The 11,722-nt window shown below is 67.8% G+C and carries 10 protein-coding genes and 1 pseudogene; 8 read left to right on the forward strand and 3 right to left on the reverse strand.

Annotated elements, in window-relative coordinates; translation table 11 throughout:
* Positions 1-9 precede the first annotated feature (9 nt).
* Together CLM62_RS31455 and CLM62_RS31460 are read left to right on the forward strand one after the other, a co-directional pair.
* A pseudogene (locus tag CLM62_RS31455) lies at positions 10-1,633 on the forward strand (MFS transporter); the annotation flags it as partial.
* 304 nt (positions 1,634-1,937) lie between these two features.
* Complete coding sequence (locus CLM62_RS31460; RefSeq protein ID WP_095753288.1) at positions 1,938-2,246, forward strand: small hydrophobic protein; 309 nt, start codon at positions 1,938-1,940, stop codon at positions 2,244-2,246.
* 66 nt (positions 2,247-2,312) lie between these two features.
* Here CLM62_RS31460 and CLM62_RS31465 read toward each other — a convergent pair whose 3' ends face one another.
* Positions 2,313-3,050 (reverse strand): potassium channel family protein, encoded by a 738-nt coding sequence (locus CLM62_RS31465; protein WP_095753289.1) that lies wholly within the window; start codon positions 3,048-3,050, stop codon positions 2,313-2,315.
* A gap of 107 nt (positions 3,051-3,157) precedes the next feature.
* Positions 3,158-5,905 carry a pyruvate dehydrogenase (acetyl-transferring), homodimeric type gene (gene aceE, locus CLM62_RS31470; protein ID WP_095753290.1) on the reverse strand — a complete coding sequence of 916 codons (2,748 nt, stop codon included), beginning with the start codon at positions 5,903-5,905 and terminating at the stop codon, positions 3,158-3,160.
* 375 nt (positions 5,906-6,280) lie between these two features.
* Here aceE and CLM62_RS31475 point away from each other — a divergent pair, with 375 nt between their 5' ends.
* The 6 genes from CLM62_RS31475 (at position 6,281) to CLM62_RS31500 (ending at position 10,729) form a co-directional block, all read left to right on the forward strand.
* The gene (locus CLM62_RS31475; RefSeq protein WP_172629393.1) at positions 6,281-6,721 is read left to right on the forward strand and encodes a DUF3052 domain-containing protein; all 441 of its coding nucleotides are present in this window, start codon (positions 6,281-6,283) and stop codon (positions 6,719-6,721) included.
* 126 nt (positions 6,722-6,847) lie between these two features.
* Positions 6,848-7,306 carry a peroxiredoxin gene (locus CLM62_RS31480; RefSeq protein WP_095753292.1) on the forward strand — a complete coding sequence of 153 codons (459 nt, stop codon included), beginning with the start codon at positions 6,848-6,850 and terminating at the stop codon, positions 7,304-7,306.
* Positions 7,307-7,419: 113 nt separating this feature from the next.
* Positions 7,420-7,995: a TerD family protein gene (locus CLM62_RS31485; protein WP_095753293.1), complete on the forward strand. Its 576-nt coding sequence runs from the start codon at positions 7,420-7,422 to the stop codon at positions 7,993-7,995.
* 115 nt (positions 7,996-8,110) lie between these two features.
* A complete protein-coding gene (locus CLM62_RS31490) occupies positions 8,111-8,686 on the forward strand; it encodes a TerD family protein (protein WP_095753294.1) in 576 nt (191 codons plus the stop codon).
* A gap of 60 nt (positions 8,687-8,746) precedes the next feature.
* On the forward strand, positions 8,747-9,895 hold the full coding sequence (locus CLM62_RS31495; RefSeq protein WP_095753295.1) for a DUF475 domain-containing protein: 1,149 nt from the start codon (positions 8,747-8,749) through the stop codon (positions 9,893-9,895).
* Positions 9,896-9,991: 96 nt separating this feature from the next.
* Entirely contained in the window at positions 9,992-10,729 is a 738-nt protein-coding gene (locus CLM62_RS31500; RefSeq protein WP_095753296.1) for a Tellurium resistance, read from the forward strand.
* Between the two features lie 45 nt (positions 10,730-10,774).
* On the opposite strand, the gene CLM62_RS31505 is transcribed toward CLM62_RS31500, so the two are convergent.
* Positions 10,775-11,638, reverse strand: a complete 864-nt coding sequence (locus tag CLM62_RS31505) for a TerD family protein (RefSeq protein ID WP_095753297.1) — start codon at positions 11,636-11,638, stop codon at positions 10,775-10,777.
* Between the last annotated feature and the right edge of the window lie 84 nt (positions 11,639-11,722).

Below are 11,722 nucleotides of genomic sequence, written 5' to 3' on the forward strand. Positions count from 1 at the left end.
CAGACCACCATCGACACGACGGGGTCGGGGGACAAGGCACCATCACTCCCGTCGGACGGCTCGCCGGCCACCGGGCTGCGCGGCCACCCTTGGTTCACCCTCATCACCGTGGCGGTCGGGGTCATGATGGTGGCCCTCGACGGCACCATCGTGGCCATCGCCAACCCGGCCATCCAGAAGGACCTGGGCGCGACCTTCGCCGAGGTCCAGTGGATCACCAACGGCTATTTCCTCGCCCTCGCGGTCTCCCTGATCACCGCGGGCAAACTCGGTGACCGGTTCGGCCACCGCCAGACCTTTCTGATCGGCGTGGTCGGCTTCGCGGCCGCCTCCGGTGCCATCGGCCTGTCCAGCAGCATCGCGCTGGTCGTCACCTTCCGCGTCCTGCAGGGCCTGTTCGGCGCGCTGCTGATGCCGGCCGCGCTCGGCCTGCTGCGGGCCACCTTCCCGGCCGAGAAGCTCAACATGGCCATCGGCATCTGGGGCATGGTCATCGGCGCCTCCACCGCGGGCGGCCCGATCCTCGGCGGTGTCCTGGTCGAGCACGTCAACTGGCAGTCGGTGTTCTTCATCAACGTGCCGGTCGGCATCCTCGCCGTCGTCCTCGGCGTCATGATCCTGCTCGACCACCGCGCGGAGAACGCGCCGCGCTCCTTCGACATCCTGGGCATCGCCCTGCTGTCGGCCGCGATGTTCTGCCTCGTCTGGGCGCTCATCAAGGCCCCCGAATGGGGCTGGGGCGACGGCAAGACGTGGACGTTCATAGTCGTGTCGGTCGTCGGCTTCGCGCTCTTCTCCTTCTGGGAGACGAAGGTGAAGGAGCCGCTGATCCCGCTGGCGCTGTTCCGCTCGGTCCCGCTCTCCGCGGGTGTCGTGCTCATGGTCCTGATGGCCATCGCTTTCATGGGCGGCCTGTTCTTCGTGACGTTCTACCTCCAGAACGTGCACGGTATGAGCCCGATCGACGCCGGCCTGCACCTGCTCCCGCTCACCGGGATGATGATCGTCGGCTCTCCGCTCGCGGGCGCGATGATCACCAAGTTCGGTCCCCGTGTCCCGCTGGCCGGCGGCATGGCGCTCACCGCGATCGCCATGTACGGCATGTCCACGCTGGACACGGACACCGGCAGCGCCATCATGTCGGTCTGGTTCGCCCTGCTGGGCCTCGGCCTCGCACCCGTCATGGTCGGCGCCACCGAGGTCATCGTCGGCAACGCGCCGATGGAGCTGTCCGGCGTGGCCGGCGGTCTCCAGCAGGCCGCTATGCAGATCGGCGGCAGCCTCGGTACGGCCGTCCTCGGCGCCGTGATGGCCTCCAAGGTCGACAGCGACCTCGCGGGCAACTGGAAGGACGCGGGGCTCCCGCCGCTCACGGCGGCCCAGGAGCACCAGGCCTCGGAGGCGGTCCAGGTCGGCGTGGCGCCGATCGCACCGGGCACGCCGGAGGCGGTCGTCACGAAGATCAACGATGTCGCCCACGACACCTTCATCTCCGGCATGAGCCTGGCGTCCCTGGTCGCCGCCGGAGTCGCCGTGGTCGCCGTCCTGGTCGCCATGCTCACCAAGCGCGGCGAGAACGCGGAGGCGGGCGCGGGCGTCGGGCACATCTGAGGCGCCGAACTCCGGGAGAGGGGCCTGGAGTTCCCCTATCCGGGTGACAAAGCTAAAGGTTCCCTCCCGCTCGGCAGGCGTCGCGGGCCAGAGTGTGCCAAGCCCTCCGTACGGCATGTTCCCCAGGCAAGTTCGGGAGCCTGCCCAGGACATGGAGGGCGGCCGGTGCTGCGGCGCGCTGCCGGAGGGGGGCGGCGCGCCGCAAGGCCGGAGGGATTGTCGGAGGGATTGTCGGAGGATTGTCGGAGGATTGGGAATCGCAGCGGGGGTACTCGCCTCGTCGAACCCGGAACGAACCCGAATCAACCAAGGGGTTCAGGGAGTTGATGATGGCGGGCTTCGGACACGGAACGCGCAGGTACCCCCGCTCACGTGGCCGGACGTGGTCACGGACCGGGCCGGATCGCGCGACGCTCGGAATCATCGGAGTCATCTGCGCGATCGCCGGATTCTTCGTGCTGGGGATCATCCTCGGCCCCGTGGCGATCGTCTGCGGCTGGCTCGCCATGGGCCGCACCTGGGCGGGCAACCGCCCCGCACCGGCCCTGGTCGCCCTCGTACTGGGCGCTATCGACACGCTCCTGGCGGTCATCTGGCTGGCCGGAGCGGCAACCCCGGGCAACGGCATGTTCTGACCCGGGGCGAGTGAGGGAAGGGCCCCCGGTGGGACGACCGGGGGCCCACCTTCGTGTAAGGCTCCGTCAGTGTCGAGCCGACCGCTCCTGCAACACCGCGACCTCGGCCCGAAGCGCCCGCACCTCATCGGTCAGCATCCGGATCGCCTCCGTCTGCCGCCGCTCCTCCACATCGTCCTTCTCGAACCGCGCGATGAACCACGCGGCGATGTTCGCGGTCACCACACCCAGCAACGCGATCCCGGACAGCATCAGCCCCACCGCGATCATCCGCCCCAGCCCCGTGGTCGGCGCATGGTCCCCGTATCCCACGGTCGTCATCGTCGTGAACGACCACCACACCGCGTCACCCAGCGTATGGATGTTCCCGTCCGGCGACTCCCGCTCCACCGACAGCACCGCCAGCGACCCGAACATCAACAGCCCCACCACGGCCCCACCGACATACGTCGTCAGCCGGATCTGCGAGGCCATCCGCGCCCGCCGCTGCACCAGCACCAGCGTCGACACCAGCCGCAGCAGCCTGAGCGGCTGGATCAGCGGCAGCACCACCGCACACAGGTCCAGCCAGTGCGTCCGTACGAACACCCGCCGGTCCCGCGCGAGCGCCAACCGCACCAGATAGTCGACGGCGAACGCCCCCCACACCATCCACTCGACCACCGTGCACGCACGCGTCAGGGACCGGCTCGCCGAACTGTCCACTATGGGCAGGGCATACGCGACGGCGAACACCACGGCCAGCGCCAGCAGGGGCCGCTGGGTGCGCTGTTCCCAACGCACCTGCGCCGATTGCTCTTTCATGACCGCATCGTAAAGAAACGGTGAGGGTGGTGAGGCCACCAGGCCCCACCACCCTCCGCCGCTCAAGCCGTGCAGCGTGTTGCAGCACTACGCAGCACTACGCAGCGCTACGCGTCGCCGCCCGCCGCCCCCGGGTCCGCCGCCGAGACGTCGAGCAACTGGTACCGGTCGATGGCCTGCTTCAGCGCCGAGCGGTCCACCTTGCCCTCCCTCGCCAGCTCGGTCAGCACCCCCACCACGATCGACTGCGCGTCGATGTGGAAGAAGCGACGGGCCGCCCCACGGGTGTCGGCGAAGCCGAAGCCGTCCGCGCCCAGCGACTGGTACGTCCCCGGCACCCACCGCGCGATCTGGTCCGGAACCGATCGCATCCAGTCGGACACGGCCACGAACGGTCCCTGAGCCTCGGCCAGCTTGCGCGTCACGTACGGCACGCGCTGCTCCTCCTCCGGGTGCAGCAGGTTGTACTCCTCGCACCGCACGGCCTCGCGCCGCAGCTCGTTCCACGAGGTCGCCGACCAGACGTCGGCCCGGACGTTCCACTCCTCGGCGAGGATCCGCTGGGCCTCGACCGCCCACGGAACCGCGACACCCGACGCCATGATCTGCGCCGGAATCGACCCCGAAGTGCCCGCCGAGAAGCGGTGGATGCCCTTGACGATGCCCTCGACGTCGACGTTGTCCGGCTCGGCCGGGTGCTGGATGGGCTCGTTGTAGACGGTTAGGTAGTAGAAGACGTCCTCGCCGTGCGGGTGCTCCTCGGAGCCGCCGTACATCCGGCGCAGACCGTCCTGGACGATGTGCGCGATCTCGAATCCGTACGCCGGGTCGTAGGCCACACAGCCCGGGTTCGTCGAGGCGAGCAGCTGCGAGTGGCCGTCGGCGTGCTGGAGACCCTCACCGGTCAGCGTCGTACGGCCCGCGGTCGCGCCCAGTACGAATCCGCGCGCCAGCTGGTCGGCCATCTGCCAGAACTGGTCGCCGGTGCGCTGGAAACCGAACATCGAGTAGAAGACGTAGACCGGGATCAGCGGCTCGCCGTGCGTCGCGTACGCCGAGCCGGCGGCGATCAGCGAAGCCGTGCAGCCCGCCTCGGAGATGCCGTCGTGCAGCATCTGCCCGGTCGGCGACTCCTTGTAGGCGAGGAGCAGGTCCCGGTCCACGGCCTCGTACTGCTGGCCCAGCGGGTTGTAGATCTTCGCGCTCGGGAAGAAGGAGTCCATGCCGAACGTGCGGTACTCGTCCGGTGCGATCAGCACGAACCGCTTGCCGATCTCCTTGTCCCGCATGAGGTCCTTGAGCAGCCGCACGAACGCCATGGTGGTGGCGATGGACTGCTGGCCCGAGCCCTTCTTCACGGTCGCGTACGTCTTGTCGTCCGGCAGCGCCAGCGGCTTGGAGCGCACGACGCGCGTGGGGACGTAACCGCCGAGGCCCTTGCGGCGGTCGTGCATGTACTGGATCTCTTCGGAGTCCCGGCCCGGGTGGTAGTACGGCGGCAGGCCGCTCTCCAGCTCCTTGTCGGAGATGGGCAGGTGCAGGCGGTCGCGGAAGTGCTTGAGGTCGTCGACCGTCAGCTTCTTCATCTGGTGCGTGGCGTTGCGGCCCTCGAAGTTCGGGCCCAGCGTCCAGCCCTTGATGGTCTTCGCCAGGATGACCGTCGGCTGCCCCTTGTGCTCGACGGCCGCCTTGAATGCCGCGAAGATCTTGCGGTGGTCGTGACCGCCGCGGCCCAGGTGCAGGATCTGGTCGTCGGTCATGCCCTCGACCATCGTGCGCAGCCGTTGGTCGTCGCCGAAGAAGTGGTCGCGGATGTACGCGCCGGTCTCGGTGGCGTACGTCTGGAACTGCCCGTCCGGCGTGATGTTCATCTTGTTGACCAGGATGCCGTCGCGGTCCTGCGCGAGCAGCGGGTCCCAGGTGCGGTCCCAGATCAGCTTGATCACGTTCCAGCCGGCGCCCCGGAACACCGACTCCAGCTCCTGGATGATCTTGCCGTTGCCGCGCACCGGGCCGTCGAGGCGCTGGAGGTTGCAGTTGACGACGAAGGTGAGGTTGTCCAGGCCCTCGCGCGCGGCGATGGTCAGCTGGCCCAGTGACTCCGGCTCGTCCATCTCGCCGTCGCCGAGGAACGCCCACACGTGCGACTTGGAGGTGTCGGCGATCCCGCGCGCGTGCATGTACCGGTTCATCCGCGCCTGGTAGATCGCGCCGATCGGGCCGAGGCCCATCGACACGGTCGGGAACTCCCAGAAGTCCGGCATCAGCCGCGGGTGCGGGTAGCTGGACAGCCCGTACGGCGCCTTCGACTTCTCCTGCCGGAAGCCGTCCAGGTGCTGCTCGCCGAGGCGGTCCAGGAGGAACGCGCGGGCGTAGATGCCGGGGGAGGCGTGGCCCTGGAAGAAGACCTGGTCGCCGCCGTCGCCCTCGTCCTTGCCGCGGAAGAAGTGGTTGAAGCCGACGTCGTAGAGCGAGGCGGAGGAGGCGAAGGTGGCGATGTGGCCGCCTACGCCGATGCCGGGCCGCTGGGCGCGCGAGACCATCACCGCGGCGTTCCAGCGAGTGGCGTTGAGGATCTTCCGCTCGATCTCCTCGTTGCCCGGGAAGAACGGCTCACTCTTGGTGGGGATGGTGTTGACGTAGTCCGTGCTGCGCATCTCGGGCACGGCCACGCGCTTCTCGCGGGCCCGCTCGATCAGCCGGAGCATCAGGTAACGGGCCCGCTCCCGGCCGCGCTCGTCCACGGCGGCGTCGAGGGAGTCGAGCCACTCCTGGGTTTCCTCGGGATCGAAGTCAGGAACCTGACTCGGAAGGCCGCCAATGATGATCGGGTTGCGATCGGATCCGGAAGCCACGCTGTTCCTTACCTGTCAGAGGGCTGCTTTTCGAGGTGTTCTCGGGGGTTTGCGCTGTGCCTGCACCGTTCCCCATCGTGTACCTCGGGGGCGTAAACGTCATCTCTACTGTGAGGTAACCGGTCCTTCGTAAAGCGTCCGGTACCCACGGAAGGTTCCCAAAGGCACAAACGGGGCAGAAGGGTGTGGTGTGCATCACTGTCGGGTCGTGGCGGCATGCCTCGAGTTGCGGCGACACGGCCCGGAACGTCACCGTTTCGGCGGTCTGAACGGCCGGGTACTTGCGCGATCCGCCCCGCCCGTGTGGACTACGGCCAATGCTTCGCGCACGCGCGTGGCTGAGTTATTCACCAAGACATGATCAGGAGGCAACCCGTGAGCGCGACCGCGGACCACGCGGAGGAGCGGACGAACCCTGCCGTCAGGCTGGGGTTCCAGCCCGAGCAGGTGGTCCAGGAGATCGGCTACGACGACGACGTAGACCAGGAACTCCGCGAGGCCATTGAAGAAGTCATCGGCAGCGACCTTGTGGATGAGGACTACGACGACGTAGCCGATGCCGTGGTGCTGTGGTTCCGCGACGAGGACGGCGACCTGACGGATGCGCTGGTGGATGCCACCACGTACATCGAAGAGGGCGGTTCGATCCTGCTGCTGACGCCGAAGACCGGCCGGGACGGCTACGTGGAGCCCAGCGACATCTCCGAAGCCGCGACGACCGCCGGGCTCTCCGCGTCGAAGAGCGTCAGCGTCGGCAAGGACTGGAGCGGCAGCCGGCTGGTGACGCCGAAGGCCGCAGCCACCAAGAAGAAGTAGCCACAGAACGCCGGACGGGCCGGGTACGCGACCTCGGCCGCCTCACCCAGCCCGTCCGATGGTCCCCGGTGATCGCTGCGTAGGGTGGTCTCACCCGAACAGCCCCACCGAAGGGACATCCACGAGATGGCGATCCAGGTCGGCGAGAAGGCCCCCGACTTCGAGCTCAAGGACAACCACGGCAGGGCCGTGAAGCTGTCCGACTTCCGCGGCCACCAGAACGTCGTGCTGCTCTTCTACCCCTTCGCCTTCACCGGCGTGTGCACGGGCGAGCTGTGCGAGCTGCGCGACAATCTGCCGGAGTTCTCCGACCGCGACACACAGCTGCTCGCCGTGTCGAACGACTCCATCCACACCCTGCGCGTCTTCGCCGAGCAGGAGGGCCTCGAGTACCCCCTGCTGAGCGACTTCTGGCCGCACGGCGAGACCTCGCGCGCGTACGGCGTCTTCGACGAGGACAAGGGCTGCGCGGTGCGCGGCACCTTCGTCATCGACAAGGAGGGCGTCGTGCGCTGGACCGTCGTCAACGGTCTGCCGGACGCGCGCGACCTGAACGAGTACGTCAAGGCGCTCGACACCCTGTGATTGTTCGGTTCCAAGGCCTGCGTGGTACGGGAACCCGTCACTAGGATCGAGTCGTTGATCCGACAGGAAACGCACGGCGGGGCTCCCCGCCCCTGGACACCAATGGAGGACTCGTGGGAGTCAGCCTCAGCAAGGGCGGCAACGTATCACTGACCAAGGAGGCCCCGGGCCTGACCGCGGTCATCGTCGGTCTGGGGTGGGACGTCCGCACCACGACCGGTACGGACTTCGACCTCGACGCCAGCGCGATGCTGACGAACGCCGAGGGCAAGGTCGGCAACGACGCGAATTTCGTCTTCTTCAACAACCTCAAGAGCCCTGACGGCTCGGTCGAGCACACCGGCGACAACCTCACCGGTGAGGGCGAGGGCGACGACGAGCAGATCAAGGTCAACCTCGCCGGCGTCCCGGCCGACGTCGAGAAGATCGTCTTCCCGGTGTCGATCTACGACGCCGAGAACCGCCAGCAGTCGTTCGGCCAGGTGCGCAACGCGTTCATCCGCGTCGTCAACCAGGACGGCGGCACCGAGATCGCCCGGTACGACCTCTCGGAGGACGCCTCCACGGAGACCGCCATGGTCTTCGGCGAGCTCTACCGGCACGGCGCGGAGTGGAAGTTCCGCGCCATCGGCCAGGGCTACGCCTCGGGCCTGCGCGGCATCGCGCAGGACTTCGGTGTGAACGTCTGAGCCGACGTTCGACCGACGTCCGAAGGGGCTCACCGTCCGGCGCCGTGCGGTTTGCGTGCGGCGCCGGACGCGCAGGACAACCAAAGAAGCACCGTCTCGGGGAGGGACCAGCAGCATGGGCGTCACGCTCGCCAAGGGAGGCAATGTCTCCCTGTCCAAGGCCGCACCGGACCTCACCCAGGTGATGATCGGGCTCGGCTGGGACGCGCGCTCCACCACCGGAGCACCCTTCGACCTCGACGCCAGCGCCCTGATGTGCAACAACGGGCGGGTGCTGGGGGACGAGTGGTTCGTCTTCTACAACCAGCTCAAGAGCCCGGACGGCTCGGTGGAGCACACCGGCGACAACCTCACCGGTGAGGGCGAGGGCGACGACGAGTCGATCCTGGTCGACCTCTCCAAGGTCCCGCCCCAGTGCGACAAGATCGTCTTCCCTGTCTCCATCCACATGGCGGACGAGCGCGGCCAGACCTTCGGCCAGGTCAGCAACGCCTTCATCCGCGTGGTCAACCAGGCCGACGGCCAGGAACTCGCGCGCTACGACCTGAGCGAGGACGCCTCCACCGAGACCGCGATGATCTTCGGCGAGGTCTATCGCTACCAGGGAGAATGGAAGTTCAGGGCGGTGGGCCAGGGGTACGCGTCGGGGCTGAGGGGCATCGCTCTAGACTTCGGAGTCAATGTTTCGTAAAGCCGGGTACGGCGCGCGGGGGAGACCCGTACACCCCGTACACAAGGGATTGGGTAGCCAGTGGTTCTGAAAACCTTCGGCTGGTCGTTCGCGGTCACCGCGCTCGGCCTCGTCGCGGCGGTCTTCATCGGGGGGTGGACCGCCTTCGGTATCGTGGCGATCCTCTCCGTCCTTGAGATCTCGCTGTCCTTCGACAACGCAGTGGTCAACGCCGGAATCCTGAAGAAGATGTCCGCCTTCTGGCAGAAGATCTTCCTCACGATCGGCATTCTGATCGCCGTATTCGGTATGCGGCTGGTCTTTCCTGTCGTCATCGTCGCCGTCAGCGCCTCGATGGGCCCCATCGAGGCCGTCGACCTCGCGCTGACCGACAAGGACCGTTACGAGCAGCTCGTCACCGACGCCCACCCGGCGATCGCGGCCTTCGGTGGCATGTTCCTGCTGATGATCTTCCTCGACTTCATCTTCGAGGACCGGGACATCAAGTGGCTCGGCTGGATCGAGCGGCCGCTGGCCAAGCTCGGCAAGGTTGACATGCTCTCGGTCTGTATCGCGCTGATCGTGCTGCTGATCTCCGCGATGACCTTCGCGACCCACGCCCACCTGCATGCCGGGAGCGCGGACAAGGCGGAGACGGTTCTGCTGTCCGGTGTCGGCGGTCTCATCACGTACATGATCGTCGGCGGTCTCTCCGGCTACTTCGAGGACAAGCTCGAAGAAGAGGAGGAACGCGAGCACGAGGCGGAGGAAGCTGCGGTACGCGAGGGCAAGCCACGCTCGGCGGTCGTCCTGGCCGGCAAGGCCGCGTTCTTCATGTTCCTCTACCTCGAGGTCCTGGACGCGTCCTTCTCCTTCGACGGCGTGATCGGCGCCTTCGCCATCACCAACGACATCGTCCTGATGGCCCTCGGCCTCGGCATCGGCGCCATGTACGTCCGGTCGCTCACGGTCTACCTGGTCCGCCAGGGCACCCTCGACGACTACGTCTACCTGGAGCACGGCGCGCACTACGCGATCGGCGCGCTCGCCGTGATCCTCCTGGTCACCATCCAGTACGAGATCCACGAGCTCATCACCGGCAGCATCGGTGTCATCCTGATCGCCTGGTCCTTCTGGTCCTCCGTGCGCCGCAACCGGGCACTGGCGGCTGCCGAGGGAAAAGCGGCGGGCTCCCCGGACGAGAAGACTGAGGTCTCATCCGGGGTGTGACACCCCCGCGAGTGAGGAACGCTCTGTGCGGGGCGGCCGACGAGGATGTGTCCTCCGGCCGCCCCGCCTGTCTGTCGAGTGAACGTGGGGGCGGGAATGGGCTTCTTGGACGGACTCTGGCGTGGTCGGGCGGCCGAGTTCGACTCGGGCAACGCGGCGACGAACTCCATCGAGCTGACCAAACGGCACAGCCAGGTCTCCCTCACCAAGCAGGGCGCGGCCACCGGCCATCTGCGCGTCAACCTGAACTGGCGGATGCGGACGTCCGACATCGGCGGGTCCCAGCGCGAGAGCCTGCTGCGGCACCCCTTCAAGGCGCTCAAGCCGCCGGAGGTCCTCGGACACAGCCAGAGCATGGTCAACGTCGACCTCGACCTGGGCGTCCTGTACGAGCTCCAGGACGGCACCAAGGGCGTGGTCCAACCGCTCGGCGGCTACCTCGGCGACGCCAACGGACCGCCGTACGTGAAGCTCAGCGGGGACGACCGGTTCGGTTCGGCGTCCGGTGAGACGCTCTACGTCAACCTCGACCACCGGGACGCCATCAAACGGCTGCTGGTCTTCGTCTACATCTACGACCAGACCCCCGCGTTCGACCGCACCCACGCGATCGTCACGCTGTACCCCAGCAACGGCCCGCGCATCGAGATACATCTCGACGAGCGACACCCCCAGGCCCGCTCCTGCGCGGTCGTGATGATCGAGAACGTCAAGGGGGAGATGATGGTCCGCCGCGAGGTGAAGTTCGTGTACGGGTTCCAGGCGGAGCTGGACCGGTTGTACGGATGGGGGTTGCAGTGGGGGCGGGGTTACAAGGCGAAGGCGGAGCGTTGAGGCTGTGGCGTTTTTCCGGCGCCCGCTTCTCTGACGCCCGCTTCTCTAACGCCCGATGAACTGCGGACCCTGCGGCGGCATCCGGAACTCCTGGTCAGGTGCGGCCGTGACCGGCGGCGGATAGCCGTAGCCGCCCTGCGCCCCTGTGGCGGCAGCCGCAGCGGCCGGCGCCTGGGGGTAGCCGTACGCGGGCGGGCTGGTGGGATGCGGATAGCCGTACGCCGGCTGCGTCGCCGGCGTCTGCTGCGGGTAGCCGTACGCCGGCTGCGCCGGGACCCCCGTCGGCTGCTCCGGCGGCAGCGGCTGGGCGGGGGTGGTCTGGACGGACGTGGGGGGCGGGCTCTGCGCGGGCTCCTCGGCGCCCTCCGACTCGTCCACCGAGATGCCGTAGTCGGTGGCCAGGCCCTGCAGCCCGTTCGAATAGCCCTCGCCCAGCGCCCGGAACTTCCAGCCCTCCCCGCGCCGGTACAGCTCACCGCAGATCAGCGCGGTCTCCTCGCCCGTCTCCGGCTTGACGTCGAAGTAGGCCAGCGGCTCACCGTCGGCGACCGTCGCGTCGTACAGCAGGATGCGCAGGCCCTGTACGCGGTCGAAGGTGACGCCCTCCGCCGAAGCGACCAGCAGAATCCGGCTGACGTCGGGCTCGACACCTGCCAGATCTGTCTGGATCGTGTCGGTGGGACCTTCGGCGACGCGTTTCTTGCCGAGCCGCCAGCACTTGCCGGAGGGGTGCCGGGGCTGGTTGTAGAAGACGAAGTCCTCGTCGGACCGCACACGGCCGTCGGGGCCGAGGAGCAGCGCCGAGGCGTCGACGTCCGGGACTCCCGGCCCGGGCGCCCAGCGCAGCACGGCGCGTACCGTCGTGGCTTCGAGCGGGACGTTCGACCCCTTCAGCATCGCGTGCGTCATGCGATCATCCTGCCCTCTCGGTCCTGGTCACGACAATGCGGGGGGAGCCGATCCGCGTGTTTGGGCGTGCTTGCCTACGCTTGG

It is taken from the genome of Streptomyces sp. SA15 (assembly GCF_002291145.1).
In the GTDB taxonomy this organism is placed as follows: domain Bacteria; phylum Actinomycetota; class Actinomycetes; order Streptomycetales; family Streptomycetaceae; genus Streptomyces.